This window comes from Segatella copri (assembly GCF_019249765.2).
Taxonomy (GTDB): Bacteria; Bacteroidota; Bacteroidia; order Bacteroidales; family Bacteroidaceae; genus Prevotella; species Prevotella copri_K.
In genome coordinates this window covers 3,103,424-3,122,138 of record NZ_CP152484.1, presented here as the reverse complement: position 1 = coordinate 3,122,138, position 18,715 = coordinate 3,103,424, and the positions used below count along the sequence as shown (strand labels likewise).

Genomic DNA, 18,715 nt, shown 5'->3' with positions numbered 1-18,715 from the left:
CCTATGCACCGGGTGCGCAGGTTCCGCTCCTTACGGGCGATGATGAGGGCGCGTACGTCCTCGCCTTCCAGGGCTGAAACATAGCCTATGAGCTGCTTTTTGCATGGTCCCCCTCGCGTACCTTATTATATAATAATATATATAAGTAAGTGATCTAAATTATTTATATATATCAGTACTAATATGGTTCATTTTCCGTTTTATAGAAAAAGTAGAATTATGAAACCAATAAAAGTACTTGAATTATCAGAGGTTGATCGCCTCAAATTAGAGAAAGGCTATCATAATGGCCCTACTCATAGTTTTCGTATCAGATGCAAATCCATATTGCTGAAGTCAGAAGGTAAATCAGCTCCCAAAATAGCAGAAATGCTTGAGGTGACTGTACCTACTGTCTACGCATGGGTAAAACGTTATGAAGAAAATGGCATCAAAGGCTTGGAGACACGTCCTGGTCAGGGTCGAAAGCCTATTATGGATTGTTCTGATGAAGAAGCAGTCCGCAAGGCAATTGAGGAAGACCGTCAAAGCGTGTCTAAAGCACGTGAGGCATGGCAGAATGCGACTGGTAAAGAAGCCAGTGACATTACCTTCAAACGTTTTTTAGAAACATTGGTGCAAGATATAAGCGTATAAGAAAACGCCCAAGGGGCAAACCCTCACCGCAGCTCTACGCATACAAGAAAGAGAAGTTGCAAGAACTTGAAGAACTTGATTCCAAAGGGGAACTTGTGCTATATTATGCCGACGAAAGCCATGTCTGTACAAATGGATATGTTCCATATGGCTGGCAATTCAAGAATGAGGATGTTTACATCCCATCCGAGAAAGCTGCCCGGCTTAATATCTTTGGTATGATTACCAAAAGGAACCAATATAAAGGCTTTACCACAAAAGAGTCCATCAACGCAGACAAGATTGTGGACTATCTTGACAGATTCTCTTTCAATGTCACGAAGAAGACTGTAATTGTCTTGGACAATGCTTCTGTTCATAGAAATCGGAAGGTGAAAGAACTGAGGAAAATTTGGGAGAATAGAGGATTGTTCCTCGTCTATCTTCCACCTTATTCTCCAGAACTTAATCCTGCCGAGATTCTTTGGCGTATACTTAAGGGCAAATGGATAAGACCGATAGATTACGAGACTACGGACTCGCTTTTCTATTGTACGAACAGGGCCTTGGCCTCTGTGGGTACGAACTTATTCGTGAATTATTCATATTTGTAAAATTAATTTTGAACAGTTACTTATATACTTATTTTTATATAAGTGTGTGGATGGAAGTATGCATTTTTGGGGTGTTAACTGTTAACCTGTTAACCTTTTGCTCTCAGAGCGCCCCTCTCCCATTAGAAAATGCGCTCTCTCCCGATGCCTGCTAAAGATGGCTGGCTGAGCCTTGGCAGAAAAAGCTCAAACGTCCTGCTACAGCCCGTTTTACGGCTTATATGATGGCTAGCACGAGGCATAAATGATGACTGATACGAGGCTTAAATGATGGCAGGAAAGGGGGCTAAATGATGCCTCACGAGGGGGATGGATCATGCATCGCGAGGGAAGAAATATTGCATCGCGAGGGAAGAAATGTTGCGTCGCGACGGAACGGGGAATGCATCGCGATGCAGAAAAAAGGGCTTTTTAGAACGGAAAACTATGAGCTTCGGGGCAGAAAGCTATGAGTAAGTTTTGTTAACTAAAGAAAAGCAACAAGGCGATACTCTTCTCTTATAGGAAGAATATCGCCTCGTTGCCTTCATTAAAAAGGAGGTCAAGGATGCTCATATTGGGCTGAAAACCGTATTTCTGCTCGTAAACCTGGTAATAGCGCTTCGACTCGAATTCGGGGTCAGGGAGCGGTTTCTTGGGGCGAATTGCATCGCGGAAATCACTTATCTGAGTGTTGAATGTTGAGTGTTGAATGTTGAATTGGGCTTGCGCCTCAGGGCTATCGAATTGGCTTTCCCTTCGGTCGCCGAACGTTGTTTCTTCACTCTTCACTCTTCGTTCTTCACTTTCTATGCTCTTCACTTTTCGTTCTTCACTTAAAACGTATTCGTCAGTAACGCTTATCTTCGGACGGATGTCGAGGAGCTCTATCATCTTCGCGGTTGTCTCCATGTTGAAATCGAAGAGGAACTCGTATTTCTTCTCGTAGAAGGGGCGGATGTCGTCCTGATAATACTCGAAGAAAGGGCTCTCGCCATAGGCGGAAAGGAGCGCATTCCAGTGGACGTGGCGCCAGTTGGCGTGGTCGGAGATGCGGATGTCCTTCATCGACAGGGAGATGTCGTGATTGGTGGGGATAGTGAGCGAGAGGGGGCCGTTGGTGGTAGGGATGAGCATGCGGTTACGATAGGTTTGCTTGATAAAGCTCTCGTGGCGCTCTATCAGGCATTCATCGTAGCGGTTCAGCTTCTGGTACCACTGGATGGGGCCGAAATATGTGGAAGAAAGAAGGGCTTTCAATTTCTGCTTTGTTATGAAGGGTTAATGATGAAGAGGGGGACGAGCGATGGAATCGCTCGGAACGGGGGCAGATGGGGGACAAGCTTCCGGCGGGGCTCCAGGATGCGCAAGCTGAAGCGAGGGGCAGCGGGGCTCTAAGCAGCGGCGAGGAGCACGAGAGAGCGAGGAGCGGCAGCGCGAGGGAGCTAGAACAGCTTATGGGCTTTGCCTATCATCTGGTGCTTATGAACGAGCTGCTGGCCGGTTGGCGTCTTCAAGAGATAGAAGCGGCAATCCTTGCAGCCGCAGCGCTTGCAGCATACGGTAGGAATGACGAACTGCACGGTGTCGATGCGCAGCGTATCGCCCGGAAGCTTCTCTATCCTGCCTATGAAATGAGACTCGAAGACGCGCTTGCGGCGCTGGTTCTTGGGCTGGTAAACCACCGTATCGGTGAAAACAACCACATCGCCACGCCCGAAATTTTCGCAGTCAATCCTGTTCACTATCACCCGGTTGCCTGCCTTCAGCTGGGGCGGAAGCCCACCCTGAGGCACCGAGAAGATAGTGAAAACATAGGTGCGCACTGCCCAAGCCAGGAGCAGCGACAACACCAATGCTATTAGGAATTTGACGGCAGTCTTCAATTCTTATTTCTTTTTTCTTACTTAATATTGTCTACAAAAGTGAAGAGGCGGTTCCAACGGATGCCTGAGAAGCCCGGATGATCTGGGCTGTGGCTCCACCAGATGAAGATAGGCTTGCCCACAATGTGGTCCTCAGGCACGAAACCCCAGTAGCGGCTGTCGGCTGAGTTGTGGCGGTTGTCACCCATCATCCAGTAGTAGTCGAGCTTGAAGGTGTAGCTCTTCGCCTGCTTGCCGTTGATGAAGATGCGGCCAGCGTTGTCTACCTTCAGGTCGTTGCCCTCGTAAACCTTGATGCAGCGCTCGTATACAGGCAGATTCTTCAGCGTAAGAGCGATGCTCTCGCCCTTCTTCGGAATCCAAACCGGGCCGTAATTATCTCTTGTCCAGCCGGTATAGGCGTTGAGCGGATAGAGGTCGCCATAGGTTGCATCCGTATTGATAGAGATGCTCTCTACGAGGTTTCTGTTCGCCTTCAGCGCCAGATAAGCCTTCTTGGTGAGCGGAATCACGCCACTCTGATTATACATCAGCAGGTCTTCGTTGGTGATTCCCAACTCATCGGCAAGGTCGATAGGGAACTCGCCCTTGAGCTTCATCTTATAAGTATACTGCACGTTATCAGGCTCCTTATTCGCCTTTCCGTTCAGATAAACGATGCGGTTCTTGATCTGCAGGGTCTGTCCAGGCAAGCCCACACAGCGCTTTACATAGTTCTCGCGGCGGTCGGTAGGACGGCTGATGATGTCGCCATATTCGCCCGGCATACTGCTGATGTAGTTGCGGCCTGTAGCATAAACCTGCTCGAAATAGTGGCGCTGCTGCAATGGGTTCATCGCACGCACATCCTTTTCCTGTCCGTTCTGCTGCATCAGCTGGTCGCCGATGCTGTAAACCATCTGATAGTAATCATTCGCCTGATAGCGCTCCTCATTGACGAGCGTATCGCCTGCAGGATAATTGAACACCACGATGTCGTTGAGCTTCACGTTGCCCAAACCCTTTACGCGGCGGTAATCCCAGTGAGGCCACTCTATGTAGCTCTTCACGTTGACCAGCGGCATGGTGTGCTGGGTGAGCGGCATGGTGAGCGGAGTTTCAGGAATGCGAGGTCCGTAGCTTACCTTGCTCACGAAGAGATAATCGCCCGTAAGGAGACTCTTTTCGAGAGAGGAAGACGGAATGACGTAGTTCTGGAAGAAGAAGAGGTTGATGAAATAAACCGCTACGAGTGCGAACACGAGCGCATCTACCCAGCTCATGATGAAACGGATAGGACCTTCCTCATCCTTCCACCACTGCCAGTGAATCTTCTTGGTGATGTAAACATCGAAGATGAACGGAACCACGATGAGTCCCAGCCAGCTTTCTACCCAAACCAGAAAGAGAAGATAGAGGGCGAGAACCACTGCGAACTTCGCCCACTGTACCTTCATATTGAGTTTTTGTTTCTGCTTGTCTATCATAACTTCTGCTTAGAACTTAAATAAATCTGATGTGGTGAGCAAGCCGGAATGGTTGGCTGTGAACTCAGCTGCGAGAACGGCTCCCAGGGCGAAGCCCTTGCGTGAGTGGGCACTGTGCTCGATGGTAATCATATCAGCATCGCTGTCGTACATTACGGCGTGGATTCCAGGAACCTCACCATCGCGTACGCAGTTAATAACCAAATCCTCATCGGTGATGTTTGCATCGCCCTCATCGTGATGACCATCCTCAGTCCAGTAAGTAACGCCACGCTTCCAGTCCTTCTTTCTGTCGATATTGTCGATGATTTCCTCGGCAAGGGTGATGGCTGTGCCTGATGGCGCATCGAGCTTATGCACGTGGTGGGTTTCCTGCATGCATACAGAGTACTGTGGGAAACCATTCATGATCTTAGCCAGATAGCGGTTTACGGCAGAGAAGATAGCCACACCGATGCTGAAGTTAGACGCCCAGAAGAGGGTCTGCTTACCGTCGGCGCAGAGTTTCTCCACGTCTTCCTTATGGTCTTTCATCCAACCTGTAGAACCTGAAACCACCTTCACGTTGTGAGAGAAAGCCTTCAGATAGTTGCCGTAGGCGGCAGTAGGGTTGGTAAACTCAATGGCAACATCGGCAGAGCAGAACTCCGGGCTGTCGATGTCTTGAGGGTTATTCACGTCAATCTTACAAACGATTTCGTGGCCACGCTGCAGGGCGATCTCCTCGATCATGTGTCCCATCTTTCCGTAGCCGATCAAAGCAATTTTCATCTTTATCTATTTTTTATTTGTTCTTACTTTTTGTTCTATTCGGCAAAAATACACATTTTTCTTCGAAAAACCTTGAAAAATCCTTGTTATTATAATAATAAATAGAAAATTTTGGTTATTTTTGCAGTGATTTAAGGCTTTTAGCCTCATTTAGTAACTAAAAAAGAGAAAATTATGAGCAGATATATTTTTGAGACGAAGATGGAAGTAAGAGATTATGAGTGCGATATTGAGGGCATCGTGAACAATGCCAACTATCTGCACTACATGGAACATACCCGCCATCTCTTTCTGAAGGAATGCGGCCTCAGCTTTGCCGAAATGCACAACAAAGGCGTGGATGCTGTGGTGGCGAGAATGAACCTGCAGTACAAGGTTCCGCTGCAATGCGATGATGAATTCTTCTCGCGTCTGTGGCTGGAGAAGCAGGGCGTGAGATATGTTTTCCATCAGGACATCTTCCGTGCCAAGGACGAGAAACTCTGCCTCAAAGCAACCGTAGAACTCGTCTGCCTCATCAACGGAAAGCTGGGCAACAGCGAGGACTACGACAAGGCATTCGAGAAATACTTCTCTCCTCAGAGTTAACAGGTTAACAGTTAACAGCTGATTTTTCAATACCCCTTCCGCACACGAGCGAAGAACTTGCGTTCCGAAAGAGGCAATCCTATAAACCATAAAAGCCGAAACAATATGGAGCAACTTCTTCATTATGTGTGGAAGCACAAGCTCTTCCCACTCTCTCCACTCACCACCACCTGGCACCAGGCTGTGGAAGTAATTGACCCCGGACTGCACAACCGCAATGCAGGGCCCGATTTCTTCAATGCCAAAATCAAACTCAACGGAACCCTATGGGTGGGAAACGTGGAGATTCATGACAAGGCAAGCGACTGGTATGTGCACGGACATGATAAGGATGAACGCTACGACAACGTTATCCTGCACGTTTGCGGAACCATCGATGTAGAGGCAAAGAACTCGAAAGGCGAGCCCCTCGTGCAGTTACAGCTCGACATCCCCGAAAACGTATCGAAACATTATCAGGAGCTGCTGAACATCGACCAGTATCCTCCCTGCTACCAGATTATCCCATCGCTCACCCGCCTCACCGTGCACAGTTGGATGAGCGCCCTGCAAACCGAGCGCTTATCGCAGAAAACCGATGCGATAGAGGCGCGCGTAAAGCAATGTAACGGCGATTGGGAAAACGCCTACTTCGTGACCCTGGCGCGCAACTACGGGTTCGGAATCAACGGCGACGCCTTCGAGCAGTGGGCTTACCATCTGCCACTGAGGGCCGTAGACCATCACCGCGACGACCTCTTCCAGATAGAAGCCATCTTCCTGGGGCAAGCCGGACTGCTGGAACTGAACACCATTCCCGAAAGATATCAGAAAGACGCGCTGAACGACGGCTATTTCTCCCGATTGAGGAACGAATATATCTATCTCTCGCATAAATTCTCGCTGCAGCCGATGGATTACAAGCAGTGGCGCTTCCTGCGCCTGCGTCCGCAGAACTTCCCTCACATCCGCATCTCGCAGTTAGCCAATCTTTATTATAACCGCCGTGCGGGGCTGAGCCAGCTGCTCGAGGCAAGCACGGTGAAGGAGGCGAAGCAGGTGCTCTCAACCAGCGTTACGGAGTATTGGGAAACCCATTATACCTTCGGCAGCACGAGCATCCGGAACGAGAAGCACCTCTCCCCTTTCTCGCTCAATCTGCTCATCATCAACACCGTAGTTCCCATCCTCTTTGCCTACGGCAGGCACCGGGGCGAGGAGAAATACTGCGACCGCGCCTTCGACTTTCTGGAGGAGCTGAAGGCCGAGAATAACCACATAGTAAGGATGTGGAAGGAATGCGGTCTGCCGGTAGAGAACGCCGGGGATAGCCAGGCGCTCATACAGCTGAAGAAGGAATACTGCGACAGGAAGGAATGCCTGAGGTGCAGGATAGGTTACGAATACTTGAAGAGATAAAAGATAAAGATTATGGCTGATCAACAGGAAATACTGAACACCATCCTCCTGACAAGGCTCAATTACTTCAGCCTGGCAGGAATGCTGGAGCTATACAGAAAGGTAGGCTCCGCCACGCTCATCCTGGAGCATAAGAACAACCTCAGAGACATCCTCCCCGATGCCTCGGATAAACTCGTGAGCGCTATCCAGAACTGCGAAGAAGCCCGAAAACGCGCTGAGGAAGAACTGGAGTACGACATACGCTACGGAATAGAACCCATTCCGATGAACGACGACCGCTATCCGCAACGCCTCAAAGATTGCGATGACGCACCCCTCATCCTCTTCTATAAAGGCAACGCCAACCTCAACCAGCAGCGCGTCATCAACATCGTGGGAACCCGCCACTGCACGCCTTACGGCGAAGACCTCATCCGCCGCTTCATCACCGACCTGAAGCAGCTCTCGCCCAACGTGCTCATCATAAGCGGACTTGCCTACGGAGTGGACATCGTGGCGCACCGCCAGGCACTCGCCAGCGGCTACGAAACCATAGGCGTGCTGGCTCACGGTCTCGATGATCTCTATCCCCGTCAGCACCGGGAAACGGCGGCAAGAATGATAGAACAGGGCGGACTGCTCACCGAATTCCTTACCCGTACAAACGCTGATAAGATAAACTTCGTGCGCCGCAACCGCATCGTAGCGGGAATGTCGGATGCCTGCATTCTGATAGAGAGCGCAGCTCATGGCGGCGGCCTCATCACCTGCGATATTTCGCAATCCTACGGCAGAGACGTCTTCACCTTCCCGGGCAGGATAGGCGACCACTACAGCGAGGGCTGCAACAACCTGATACGCAACAACGGCGCCACGCTCATCACCAGTGCCGAGGACTTTGTGAAGGACATGCGCTGGCAGGATGACGCCACCCTGATGCGAGCCAAGCAGCAAGGCATCGAGCGCAGCCTCTTCCCCGAATTATCGCCCGAGGAGCAACTCATCGTAGAAGTCCTCTCCAAGACCAACGACCTGCAAGTGAATCTCATCTCCGTAAAGACGAATATCGACATTTCTCGCCTCACTTCCCTCCTCTTCACATTGGAGATGAAGGGAGTCATCAAGACCTTTGCAGGGGGAATGTATCATCTTTTGAAGTAGTATTTTCTTTATTTTCAGAAAAAAGCAGTAACTTTGCAGCCGCAAAAAAGAAGATATACATCATAGGAATAAGAAGATTTCACTCGAAACTCATGAAAATAGGTAATATAGAATTTGGGCCACAGCCCCTCTTCCTCGCTCCGATGGAAGACGTAACAGATATTGGTTTTCGCATGCTCTGCAAGCGATTCGGAGCCGCCATGGTTTATACTGAGTTCGTATCGGCGGAAGCCTTGGTGAGAAGCATCAAGAGCACCGTCAGCAAACTTACGATAAGCGATGAAGAGCGCCCTGTAGGCATTCAGATTTATGGTCGCACCACCGAGGATATGGTGGAAGCTGCCAAAATCGTAGAACAGGCGAAGCCGGATGTGATTGATATTAACTTCGGTTGCCCGGTAAAGAAGGTTGCCGGAAAAGGTGCAGGAGCCGGAATGCTCCGAAATATCCCATTGATGCTGGATATTACAAGAGAAGTGGTAAAGGCGGTAAACGTGCCCGTAACCGTGAAGACCCGACTGGGTTGGGATTGCGAGAACCTCATCATCACCGACCTTGCCGAACAGCTACAGGATTGCGGAATCCAGGCGCTCACCATCCACGGAAGAACCCGTAGCCAGATGTACACCGGAGAAGCCGACTGGAGCCTCATCGGAGAGGTGAAGAACAATCCCCGCATCCATATTCCTATCATCGGCAACGGCGATATTACGACCCCAGAGGAAGCCAAGCTTGCCTTCGAAAGATACGGCGTAGATGCGGTGATGATTGGCCGCGCCACCTTCGGCAGACCATGGATTTTCAAGGAAATACGTGATTACCTGGATAATACGGGCGCTGCCCCATTAACCGTAGATGAGAAAATTGACCTCCTGGAGGAGCAGCTCCGCATCAACGTAGAGCGCATCGACGAGTACAGAGGCATTCTCCACACCCGTCGCCACCTTGCCGCCTCCCCTATCTTCAAGGGCATTCCCGATTTTCGCCAGACGAGAATCGCCATGCTGAGAGCCACGACCGTGGAGGAACTGAAAGAGATATTGAAAGAATGCCGCGAGAGAATCAAGGCAATAGAATAAAGCAAACCGCCCTGTAGGAGCAAAAGCCTCGTATATGAAAGCTTTTGCCCTTACAGGGCGAATCCTTTATATCTTCCTTATACCCAGGGTGTTGCCATGGGCTAAGAGCTTGCTGGGCTTTCAGCCCGCTACATTAACCACATTAAGGAGTTAACTGTTCATCTTAACTGCCAAGAGTTAACAGGTTAACAGTTAACAGCTGGTTTTCTATACTTCGACCGAGAAATTCGAAGGGAATCGCTTCTCTTAATATCGAAAACTTAATTCCAATATCGAAGAATTTACTCCTTCAATATCGAAGCACCTTCGAGCAGGGCGAGTGCCTTGTTCTCGTTCTCCTCCATGATTTCACGCTCTCCCGGACCCTTGTCGTTGATTCCGCAGAGGTGCAGGATGCCATGGATGATGACGCGATGGAGCTCATCATCGTAGGTCTTGCCAAACTGCTCGGCATTGGTGCGGACTGTATCGAGCGAAATCACGATGTCGCCGTTAATCACATCATCCTCATCATAATCGAAGGTGATGACATCGGTATAGTAATCATGACCCAGATACTCGTTGTTCACTTCGAGAATCTTCTCGTCATCCACAAACATATAGCCAATCTCACCCACCTTGCGGCCATGAGTGGCAGCTACCTTGCGAATCCAGGCACTCGTATCACGCTTCTTGATCTTTGGCATTTTCACGCCGTCTACATTGTATGTTATCATACGCTTCTTCCTCCTATTTTTATTTTATTTTTGGTAAAAATTCATCTACTTCTCTTCCGAAGAATCTCAGTTCCCTGACCAGCGTTGAGCTGATGCTGCTGTATCTTGGGTCAGAAAACAGCAGGATGGTTTCTACGCCGCCCAACTGCTTATTGATGTCAGCCTGCTCTCTTTCGTACTCGAAATCCTTGGCAGAACGGACGCCACGAACCAGGAACCTGGCTCCCATACGATGCGCCAAATCGATGGTGAGATCATCGTAAGAAACCACCTCCAGGCGATAACCCTTAGATGCATCCTCCGCATCCACCAGTTCCGAACATTCCTTCGGGAAAACAGCCTTGATATCCTCCACACGCTTCGAGATTTCCTCGCTGGCGTGCTTCAGCTTGCTCACCGCCACTGCAATCACGAGCTTGTCGAACATCGGCAAGGCACGCTCGGCAATGTTCTGATGTCCTATCGTAAATGGGTCGAATGTACCCGTAAAAATCCCAATCTTCATAAATGTTTATCCTTTTACGGCGCTAGCCCTAATTCAACATTCAACATTTAACATTCAACATTACTCAAACAAGTCTCCCTGCATAATATTGCTTGTATACGGATTTCTGCCGAGATGCTCGTAGGCAAGCGGCGTTGCCATTCTTCCTCGCGGCGTACGCTTGATGAAACCCTCCATGATAAGGAACGGCTCGTAAACCTCCTCTACGGTGCCGCCATCCTCGCCTATTGCCGTGGCAATGGTGCTTACGCCTACCGGACCGCCACGGAACTTGTCGATGATGGTGGTGAGAATCTTATTATCAATCTCATCCAAGCCATACTGGTCGATGTTGAGCGCCTTGAGCGCCATTTGGGCAATATCGTAAGTGATGGTTCCGTTGCCCTTTACCTGGGCAAAATCACGCACTCTTCTGAGCAGAGAATTGGCGATACGAGGGGTTCCGCGCGAACGGCGGGAGATTTCCACTGCCGCCTCATCCTCTATCGGCACCTTCAGGAGCATCGCACTTCGCTTGATAATCTTCTGAAGCGTAGCCGGGTCGTAATATTCCAGATGCAGATTGATTCCGAAACGGGCACGCAATGGGGCTGTAAGCAGACCGCTTCTCGTTGTCGCTCCCACGAGGGTAAACGGATTCAGATCTATCTGTATGCTGCGAGCCGAAGGACCCTTATCTATCATGATGTCGATGCGGTAATCCTCCATCGCCGAATAGAGATACTCCTCTACGACAGGCGAAAGACGGTGGATTTCATCGATGAAGAGCACATCGTTGGGCTCCAGCGAGGTAAGGATTCCCGCCAGATCGCCCGGCTTATCAAGCACAGGACCCGATGTAATCTTGAATCCTACGCCCAGTTCGTTGGCGATGATGTTGCTCAGCGTGGTCTTACCCAATCCCGGCGGACCGTGGAGGAGCGTATGGTCGAGCGGTTCGCCACGATATTTGGCAGCCTCAACAAAGACCTCGAGATTTTCTACCACGCCATTCTGTCCGCTGAAATCAGAAAACTTCAACGGGCGCAGCGCCTTCTCGAATTCCTTTTCGGCAGGCGAAACCATTTCTTGTCTTATATCAAAATCTTCGTTCATTCTATGACTATTATCGATAATATGGGTGCAAAGTTACACATTTGTTGCGGAATTAAAGAAGAAAAGCCGAATTATTTTGCCCATGATTTTGCACAATCCCAAAAGATTCGTGCAGATTTGCAAGCGCTACCCTATAAAAATGTTATAATTTATCATTTTCTTGCGGAATAATTTGTTTATCCGATAGAAAAGACGTACTTTTGCACTCGATATTGAAAGCGAGGAAAGAAATAAATAAGAGAGAAATATCAGGATTTTAAAAGAAATAGAATTATGCTTAAGTTATTCCAAGGGCTCAGCAAGCTGCTGGCCAATTACACATCTATCTTCGTGATAGGTGTTGCAGTGTTCACATTCTTCTTCCCACATACCTTCGACTGGGTGCGCGGAACTACTCAAACCGTCATTCTCGGCATCATCATGCTCACCATGGGTCTGACCTTGACCACCAACGACTTCAAGATTCTGGCCCAACGCCCGCTGGATGTCTTTATCGGAGCCTGTGCCCAGTTTATCATCATGCCGGGTGTGGCTTATACCCTGGTTCATGTGTGGCATCTTGACCCAGCCCTGGCACTCGGAATCCTGCTGGTAGGTTGCTGTCCGGGCGGCGTTTCGAGCAACATCATGAGTTATCTGTGTCATGGCGACGTAGCTTTCTCCGTAGGAATGACCTGCGCCTCTACCATTCTTGCACCAGTGATGACTCCGCTGCTGATGAAGATTACGGCAGGCGAGATTATCCATGTAGATGCTGTGGGAATGTTCATCAACATCCTCATCGTAACGATTATTCCTGTGGCCATCGGCTGCGCCCTCAACTATATTTACGGCAAGAAAGACTGCTTCCCTACCATACAGAGTCTGATGCCGGGCATCAGCGTTACGTGTCTGGCAATCATCGTAGGCGGCGTGATTTCTACGGTTCATGATGATCTCGTAGCCCGCGGCTTATCGCTCTTCCTCTGGACTTTCGCCGTGGTTTTCTGCCACAATACGCTGGGTTATCTTCTCGGTTGGCTTGCCGGCAAATGTGCCGGATTCAATACAGCCAAGAAGCGTACCATCAGTATTGAGGTAGGAATGCAGAACGCCGGTCTTGCCACGGTCCTTGCCGGCAACTTCTTCGCAGCCCAGCCTCTCGCCGTATTGCCTTGCGCCATCAGCTGCGCCTGGCACAGCATTTCGGGCACCATCCTTGCCGGAATCTATCTGAAATGGGACCATCTGCATGAGAAGAAGTAAATGAATTCGGAAAAGGATTTATGAATTCTAACAGAAGCAAAGATTGAGCAGCACGCCCTGAAAGGGCAGAAGCTCCTAGCCCAGGGTAACACCCTGGGTATAATGGGGATATAACGAAGTCGCCCTGTAAGGGCAAAAGCTTTCAAATACGAAGCTTTTGCCCTTACAGGGCGTTTTGTTGGTTGTATGTTTAACCCAGGGTGTTACCCTGGGCTAGGAGCTTCTGCCCTTTCAGGGCGTATTGCTTAAAACTCACCTCACGGGGTTAACAGGTTAACAGTTAACAGCCGATTTTTGGATAATTACTTCCCCGTAGTCAGCAGCTGCACGGCGCGCTGAACTATCTCATTGGTCTCGTTCCAAACCTGGAAGTATTGGCTCATATCCCAGATATCTCGCGCTACAAGGGCTTTCAGCTGCAGGGCGAGGTATTTCTTCGTCTGAATTAATTCAGCCTCATCCTTCGGCTCTATCTTCTCCTTCTTGCCCTCAGCGATAATGCCATCTATCAGCGAAGAAGGAACCTCGTAGGTGGCGAGGAACTTATCGAAATCCTTATACTGGCTCTTCAGCTCCTTACGATGCGCATCGATGAACTTCAGACTCTGGTTGATGACGATACTCTTGGCTGCCAACTGACGGTGCATCTTGGTGTACTTGGTTGTATCCAGCGGAACGAAATAATCTGGCATGATTCCACCACCACCATAAACTACACGATGCTTGCGCAAGGTGTAATACTTCAGACTGTCTGAAAGATGGATGCTGTCCTGATTGGTGAACTCGCCATGCTTGTAACGCTTGTCCAGATCCATCGCATAATCCAACCTGTCACCTTTCTTATAAGGCTTCTGGATGCATCTGCCGCTAGGCGTATAGTAATGGGCGATGGTGAGACGAATCTCGCTGCCATCATCGAAGGTCAGCGGACGCTGCACCAATCCCTTGCCGAAGGTTCTGCGACCAACCACTACGCCACGGTCCTGATCCTGGATGGCTCCGGAAACAATCTCGGCGGCAGAAGCGGTAAACTCATTGGTGAGCACCACCACCTTGCCCTTGCGCCATCTGCCGTTAGCCTGCGCCTTGTATTCCTGACGAGGCGCTGCACGACCGCTGGTATAAACGATGAGATCGCCCTTCTGCAGGAACTCGTTGGCAATCTGAGCCGCAGCCTGAAGATAGCCTCCACCATTATCCTCAAGGTCGAAGATAAGGTCCTTCATACCCTTCTTTTTCAGCGAATCCATCGCTATTGTTACCTCTTTATGACTGGTAAGACCGAAGCTTCCCAATCGGATGTACCCGATGCCCGGACGAATCATATAAGCCGCATCCATCGTAGTTACCGGAATTTTATCGCGCTTTACCTTGAAGATGAGTTTATCCTTGATGCCACGGCGCACGATGGTAAGGTTCACCGTTGTTCCCTTAGGACCACGAAGGCGCTTCATGATTTCCTCCTTGCTCATCTTGACGCCCGAAATGGCAGTATCGTTTACAGCCACAATGCGGTCGCCGGCAATGATTCCCACCTTCTCAGAAGGTCCGTTCGTAACCGGCTGGATAACGAGCAGCGTATCATCTACCATGTTAAACTGCACGCCAATGCCATCAAAACTGCCGTTCAGCGGCTCGTTCATCGCCTTGGTTTCCTTGGCTGTAGCGTAAGAAGAATGAGGGTCGAGCTTTTCGAGCATGCCTCGGATGGCGTCCTCTACGAGCTTATTCTCATCCACACTATCCACATAAAGGTTAGTAATGGCGATTTCAGCCCTTCCCAACTTCTCTATCGGGCTGTTCTTGCCCATCTTGATACGCAACTGGGCACTGGCAGAAGTTACTGCCAGGAATGCTACCAGTGCTATGAATAGATATTTCTTCATTTTTTTAAACTTCGTTCTTCACTCTTCACTTCATTTAATCCAGCGGTGCTGAGTCTTCCTCCGGAATATCCTCTTCTATCACCAGATTTTCGATGATGAAGTTTTGGCGCTCCATCGTGTTCTTACCCATATAATATTCCAGCAGCTTCTGCACCTGATCGGTTTTATGCAGCGTAACCTGCTCCAACCGCATGTCGGGACCGATGAAATGGGCGAATTCATCAGGCGAAATCTCTCCCAATCCTTTGAATCGGGTGATTTCAGGATCAGGGCCCAAATCGCGAATCGCCTGCTGGCGCTCCTCATCGCTGTAACAGTAATGCGTGATGAAATCGCTCTTTTTCTCCTTGCTTCCCAGTTTTGCATCCGCATCAGCCACTGCCTGCTTGTTCTTGATCTTGGTTCGCTTGTTGCGCACTCGGAACAATGGGGTTTGAAGCACGTAGACGTGACCCTTCTTGATGAGATCAGGGAAGAACTGTAGGAAGAAGGTAATGATGAGCAGTCGGATATGCATTCCGTCGACATCCGCATCGGTTGCCACAATCACCTTGTTGTAACGCAATGAATCCAAGCCGTCCTCTATATCGAGAGCCGCCTGAAGCAGATTGAACTCCTCGTTCTCATAAACCACCTTCTTGGTAAGACCGAAGCTGTTGAGCGGTTTACCACGCAGAGAGAACACCGCCTGGGTATTCACATCGCGGCTCTTGGTGATGCTTCCGCTGGCAGAATCGCCCTCGGTGATGAAGATGGAACTCTCCTCCTTGCGCTCGTTCTTGGCGTCGCTGAAATGGATGCGGCAGTCGCGGAGCTTGCGGTTGTGGAGATTCGCCTTCTTGGCACGCTCACGGGCGAGTTTGGTAACGCCCGCCATCGCCTTGCGCTCGCGCTCGCTCTCCTTAATCTTATTCTCCAGAATCTCAGCCACATCCTTGTGGATATGGAGATAGTTGTCTACTTCCTTCTTCAGGAAATCGCCCACATACTTATTGATGGTTTCGCCACCATTCGGCGTCATCGTAGTACTTCCGAGCTTAATCTTGGTCTGACTCTCGAAGACCGGTTCTTCTACGTTGATGGCAATGGCAGCCACCAGTCCGTTTCGGATGTCAGCATACTCATACTTGCCGTAGAACTCCTTGATAGTCTTGGCAATATGCTCCTTGAAGGCACTCTGATGCGTACCTCCCTGGGTGGTGTGCTGACCGTTGACGAAGGAATAATACTCCTCGCCATACTGGTTGGTATGGGTGAAGGCAATCTCGATGTCCTCGCCCTTCATGTGGACGATGTCGTAGAGACCTTCGTTGGTCATATTATCGCTCAGCAAATCCTGCAGACCATGGCGGCTCAAGATGCGGCGGCCATTGTGCATGATGGTGAGTCCGGTGTTCAGATAAGTATAGTTGCGGAGCATCGTTTCCACGAAATCATCGTGGAAGGAATAGTTCTTGAAGAGTGTATTATCCGGCTCGAAGAAGATAAAGGTACCGTTCTCGTCCTCAGTATCTTCCATCGTGTCGCTCTTCAGAATACCTTTCTCAAACTTCAGATGGCGCACCTTTCCGTCGCGGTACGACTTTACTTCGAAGTGGGAACTGAGGGCATTGACCGCCTTCACACCCACACCGTTCAGACCTACGCTCTTCTTGAACGCCTTGCTGTCGTACTTACCGCCGGTATTCAGCACACTTACAGCCTCAACGAGCTTGCCCTGAGGAATACCACGGCCATAGTCGCGCACGCTGACACGCAGATTGTCCTCGATATCGATTTCCAGACGGGCACCTGCACCCATCTTGAATTCATCGATAGAGTTGTCTACCACCTCCTTCAAGAGTACATAAATACCATCTTCCGGCAGATTTCCATCTCCCAAACGGCCAATGTACATACCCGGACGGGTACGTACATGCTCCATATCGCTCAAGTGGCGGATGTTATCATCGGTATATTCTACCGGCTGCTGCTCCTGAGGGGCATTGGTAAGCTCATCAGCGGCATTCAATTCGCTGTTACCTAAGTTTTTATCTTCAGACATGATTTCCTCCTTAGTTATTCTTATTTATTTTCTTATAACATAGCAAATGATGTTGCAATATTCTGTTTATCAGATCATTGCCAACACAACAATTACTATTTACCTGATACTCTTAATATAGCAGTTGCGACGCTTGTGAAGGACTGGATCCAAGACGCCCCATTGTCCCTGCACGGCAGCATTATCTTCCATTTCCACCTGTGTTTCTCCCCACTCGATTCCATACTTCTGATAGATAGGAATCAGGTCGGCAAAGAGCAGCGCATTGGCACCCTTAGCACGGTATTCCGGCTGGATACCGATGAGCAGAAGGTCGACAATCTTGGTTTTATGGAACTTGATGGCGCGCAGCAGATGCCACCAGCCAAAAGGAAGCAGCCTGCCCCTATGACACTTCTGGAGAGCTCTGGAAAGGGAAGGCATCGTAATACCGATACCTATCATCTTATGATCCTCAGTAGTCCAGTCTTCTATGGCTGTTACAAAGTTCAGGTCGAGCAAAGACAGATACATCTTGATGTACTGGTCTATCTGCTTCTGTGAAAGTTCGGAATAACCATAGAGATGCTTGTATGTATCATTGATGAGATCGAAAATCTTCTGTCCGTATCCGCCCTGATAAACATCCTTACGGGTAAGTTTACGGACATGGAGATTGTATCTTTTCTCTATCATCGCCGCTATCTTGGAATATTTCTCCGGGATGGTATCTGGCACCATCAGTTTATACTCTACATACTTATTATCTACGGCAAAACCCTCCAGAGCCTCAATGTGCTCCGGATAATATGAATAATTATAAATGGTAGGCATGGTGCCTAGCTGGTCAAAGCCCCAGGTAAGCATGCCTTCTGGATCCATATCGGTAAAACCCAGCGGACCTACAATATCTTCCATTCCCTTCTCCTTACCGTATTTCTCTACAGCATCGAGAAGAGCCTTGGAAACCTCGCGGTCGTCAATGAAATCAATCCAGCCGAAACGGACCGATTTCCTGCCCCATTTATTGTTTGCCTTATGATTGATAATGGCAGCGACGCGACCTGCCAGCTTGCCGTCCTTATAGGCAAGAAAATACTCTGCCTCGCAGAACTCGAACGCTGCGTTCTTGTCCTTGCTCAGAGTATTCATGTCGTCGCTGAAAAGATTAGGCACATCATATTCGTTGCCTTCGTAGAGGTCGTAATGGAAGTCGATGAACGTCTTCAAGTCCTTCTTTGTTTCGACCTTTTTAATTTCTATTAATGACATGATTTTCAAACTAGTTTGCAATATTATAAATGCAAAAGTAGCAATATTTTGGCAAATTACCAAATATTGCTACTTTTTTTGCAGTTTTTTAGGGGTTAAAATTTAATTACAGCCCTCAAACTAGCCTATATCACCCATTTAGTGGTGGTTTTGGCGGAATATCTTTACCTGATAATTTTAAGCACTGGCGGAAAACTAACACTCTCCAAGGAATCACAATAAGAAAAAGCTCGATCATCTATTCTCCCCAACACTGGCGAGAAGTGCGAAGTGTCGGATGAAGCGAAAGATGGTTCATCCAATGAGTAGTGAAATTATGAGGGTGGAGTCGATTACAGAAGACAATATGGAGTCAAATTGCTCCATGACCCGAAAATATTCCTCCAAAAGGAGTGAATTTCTCAGATTTAATTTGTATCTTTGCCATGTCATAT

The 18,715-nt window shown here is 49.1% G+C and carries 18 protein-coding genes and 1 pseudogene; 8 read left to right on the top strand and 11 right to left on the bottom strand.

Features of this window, described 5'->3' with window-relative positions; genetic code table 11:
• Positions 1–219: 219 nt before the first annotated feature.
• Together KUA46_RS13300 and KUA46_RS13295 are read left to right on the top strand one after the other, a co-directional pair.
• Positions 220–636, top strand: a complete 417-nt coding sequence (locus KUA46_RS13300) for a helix-turn-helix domain-containing protein (RefSeq protein WP_106812837.1) — start codon at positions 220–222, stop codon at positions 634–636.
• The gene (locus tag KUA46_RS13295; RefSeq protein WP_106812727.1) at positions 612–1,229 is read left to right on the top strand and encodes an IS630 family transposase; all 618 of its coding nucleotides are present in this window, start codon (positions 612–614) and stop codon (positions 1,227–1,229) included. The genes KUA46_RS13300 and KUA46_RS13295 overlap by 25 nt, the downstream gene beginning before the upstream one ends.
• 498 nt (positions 1,230–1,727) lie before the next feature.
• Here the strand turns inward: KUA46_RS13295 and KUA46_RS13290 are convergent, their stop codons facing one another.
• The 4 genes from KUA46_RS13290 to dapB all read right to left on the bottom strand — a co-directional run bounded on the left by KUA46_RS13290 (position 1,728) and on the right by dapB (position 5,331).
• Entirely contained in the window at positions 1,728–2,468 is a 741-nt protein-coding gene (locus KUA46_RS13290) for a WbqC family protein (protein ID WP_218487878.1), read from the bottom strand.
• 185 nt (positions 2,469–2,653) lie between these two features.
• Entirely contained in the window at positions 2,654–3,094 is a 441-nt protein-coding gene (locus KUA46_RS13285; RefSeq protein ID WP_151201770.1) for a S26 family signal peptidase, read from the bottom strand.
• A gap of 17 nt (positions 3,095–3,111) precedes the next feature.
• Positions 3,112–4,560 (bottom strand): signal peptidase I, encoded by a 1,449-nt coding sequence (gene lepB / locus KUA46_RS13280; RefSeq protein WP_153093605.1) that lies wholly within the window; start codon positions 4,558–4,560, stop codon positions 3,112–3,114.
• A 9-nt stretch (positions 4,561–4,569) separates the two neighbouring features.
• Positions 4,570–5,331, bottom strand: coding sequence for a 4-hydroxy-tetrahydrodipicolinate reductase (gene dapB / locus KUA46_RS13275; RefSeq protein WP_006848940.1), 762 nt, complete (start codon positions 5,329–5,331; stop codon positions 4,570–4,572).
• Between the two features lie 174 nt (positions 5,332–5,505).
• Here dapB and KUA46_RS13270 point away from each other — a divergent pair, with 174 nt between their 5' ends.
• The 4 genes from KUA46_RS13270 to dusB all read left to right on the top strand — a co-directional run bounded on the left by KUA46_RS13270 (position 5,506) and on the right by dusB (position 9,539).
• Positions 5,506–5,919, top strand: coding sequence for an acyl-CoA thioesterase (locus KUA46_RS13270; protein ID WP_006848938.1), 414 nt, complete (start codon positions 5,506–5,508; stop codon positions 5,917–5,919).
• Between the two features lie 105 nt (positions 5,920–6,024).
• Positions 6,025–7,317, top strand: a complete 1,293-nt coding sequence (locus KUA46_RS13265; RefSeq protein WP_218487879.1) for a DUF2851 family protein — start codon at positions 6,025–6,027, stop codon at positions 7,315–7,317.
• A gap of 12 nt (positions 7,318–7,329) precedes the next feature.
• Positions 7,330–8,460, top strand: coding sequence for a DNA-processing protein DprA (gene dprA / locus KUA46_RS13260; RefSeq protein WP_218487880.1), 1,131 nt, complete (start codon positions 7,330–7,332; stop codon positions 8,458–8,460).
• Positions 8,461–8,552: 92 nt separating this feature from the next.
• On the top strand, positions 8,553–9,539 hold the full coding sequence (dusB, locus tag KUA46_RS13255; RefSeq protein ID WP_118152516.1) for a tRNA dihydrouridine synthase DusB: 987 nt from the start codon (positions 8,553–8,555) through the stop codon (positions 9,537–9,539).
• A gap of 281 nt (positions 9,540–9,820) precedes the next feature.
• Here the strand turns inward: dusB and ybeY are convergent, their stop codons facing one another.
• The 3 genes from ybeY to ruvB are packed head-to-tail and all read right to left on the bottom strand — an operon-like array spanning position 9,821 to position 11,855.
• Positions 9,821–10,255: an rRNA maturation RNase YbeY gene (gene ybeY / locus KUA46_RS13250; protein ID WP_218487881.1), complete on the bottom strand. Its 435-nt coding sequence runs from the start codon at positions 10,253–10,255 to the stop codon at positions 9,821–9,823.
• A gap of 19 nt (positions 10,256–10,274) precedes the next feature.
• Complete coding sequence (gene coaD, locus KUA46_RS13245) at positions 10,275–10,760, bottom strand: pantetheine-phosphate adenylyltransferase (protein WP_153073144.1); 486 nt, start codon at positions 10,758–10,760, stop codon at positions 10,275–10,277.
• A 60-nt stretch (positions 10,761–10,820) separates the two neighbouring features.
• On the bottom strand, positions 10,821–11,855 hold the full coding sequence (gene ruvB, locus KUA46_RS13240; protein WP_117587145.1) for a Holliday junction branch migration DNA helicase RuvB: 1,035 nt from the start codon (positions 11,853–11,855) through the stop codon (positions 10,821–10,823).
• Positions 11,856–11,858: 3 nt separating this feature from the next.
• On the opposite strand from ruvB, the gene KUA46_RS13235 reads away from it, so the two are divergent.
• Both KUA46_RS13235 and KUA46_RS13230 read left to right on the top strand, forming a co-directional pair.
• Entirely contained in the window at positions 11,859–12,026 is a 168-nt protein-coding gene (locus tag KUA46_RS13235) for a hypothetical protein (RefSeq protein ID WP_006848930.1), read from the top strand.
• 102 nt (positions 12,027–12,128) lie between these two features.
• Positions 12,129–13,100, top strand: a complete 972-nt coding sequence (locus tag KUA46_RS13230; protein WP_006848929.1) for a bile acid:sodium symporter family protein — start codon at positions 12,129–12,131, stop codon at positions 13,098–13,100.
• A 302-nt stretch (positions 13,101–13,402) separates the two neighbouring features.
• Here the strand turns inward: KUA46_RS13230 and KUA46_RS13225 are convergent, their stop codons facing one another.
• From KUA46_RS13225 to KUA46_RS13210, 4 genes and pseudogenes are all read right to left on the bottom strand, one after another.
• Positions 13,403–14,986 (bottom strand): S41 family peptidase, encoded by a 1,584-nt coding sequence (locus KUA46_RS13225; protein ID WP_218487882.1) that lies wholly within the window; start codon positions 14,984–14,986, stop codon positions 13,403–13,405.
• 34 nt (positions 14,987–15,020) lie between these two features.
• Positions 15,021–16,910, bottom strand: a complete 1,890-nt coding sequence (locus tag KUA46_RS13220; protein WP_234699126.1) for a DNA topoisomerase IV subunit B — start codon at positions 16,908–16,910, stop codon at positions 15,021–15,023.
• 219 nt (positions 16,911–17,129) lie between these two features.
• Positions 17,130–18,281: an N-acetyltransferase gene (locus tag KUA46_RS13215; protein WP_218487883.1), complete on the bottom strand. Its 1,152-nt coding sequence runs from the start codon at positions 18,279–18,281 to the stop codon at positions 17,130–17,132.
• Positions 18,282–18,543: 262 nt separating this feature from the next.
• Positions 18,544–18,708, bottom strand: a pseudogene (locus KUA46_RS13210) (IS1380 family transposase); the annotation flags it as partial.
• Positions 18,709–18,715: the final 7 nt, after the last annotated feature.

Bases quoted from the DNA above. Each gene is read 5' to 3' on its own strand.
- KUA46_RS13230 (WP_006848929.1), top strand. From the start codon at position 12,129: ATGCTTAAGTTATTCCAAGGGCTCAGCAAGCTGCTGGCCAATTACACA.
- ybeY (WP_218487881.1), bottom strand. From the start codon at position 10,255: ATGATAACATACAATGTAGACGGCGTGAAAATGCCAAAGATCAAGAAG.
- KUA46_RS13270 (WP_006848938.1), top strand. From the start codon at position 5,506: ATGAGCAGATATATTTTTGAGACGAAGATGGAAGTAAGAGATTATGAG.
- dapB (WP_006848940.1), bottom strand. From the start codon at position 5,331: ATGAAAATTGCTTTGATCGGCTACGGAAAGATGGGACACATGATCGAG.
- coaD (WP_153073144.1), bottom strand. From the start codon at position 10,760: ATGAAGATTGGGATTTTTACGGGTACATTCGACCCATTTACGATAGGA.
- KUA46_RS13235 (WP_006848930.1), top strand. From the start codon at position 11,859: ATGACTATTATCGATAATATGGGTGCAAAGTTACACATTTGTTGCGGA.
- dusB (WP_118152516.1), top strand. From the start codon at position 8,553: ATGAAAATAGGTAATATAGAATTTGGGCCACAGCCCCTCTTCCTCGCT.
- KUA46_RS13225 (WP_218487882.1), bottom strand. From the start codon at position 14,986: ATGAAGAAATATCTATTCATAGCACTGGTAGCATTCCTGGCAGTAACT.
- ruvB (WP_117587145.1), bottom strand. From the start codon at position 11,855: ATGAACGAAGATTTTGATATAAGACAAGAAATGGTTTCGCCTGCCGAA.
- KUA46_RS13300 (WP_106812837.1), top strand. From the start codon at position 220: ATGAAACCAATAAAAGTACTTGAATTATCAGAGGTTGATCGCCTCAAA.
- KUA46_RS13215 (WP_218487883.1), bottom strand. From the start codon at position 18,281: ATGTCATTAATAGAAATTAAAAAGGTCGAAACAAAGAAGGACTTGAAG.
- KUA46_RS13265 (WP_218487879.1), top strand. From the start codon at position 6,025: ATGGAGCAACTTCTTCATTATGTGTGGAAGCACAAGCTCTTCCCACTC.
- KUA46_RS13220 (WP_234699126.1), bottom strand. From the start codon at position 16,910: ATGGAGCATGTACGTACCCGTCCGGGTATGTACATTGGCCGTTTGGGA.
- lepB (WP_153093605.1), bottom strand. From the start codon at position 4,560: ATGATAGACAAGCAGAAACAAAAACTCAATATGAAGGTACAGTGGGCG.
- dprA (WP_218487880.1), top strand. From the start codon at position 7,330: ATGGCTGATCAACAGGAAATACTGAACACCATCCTCCTGACAAGGCTC.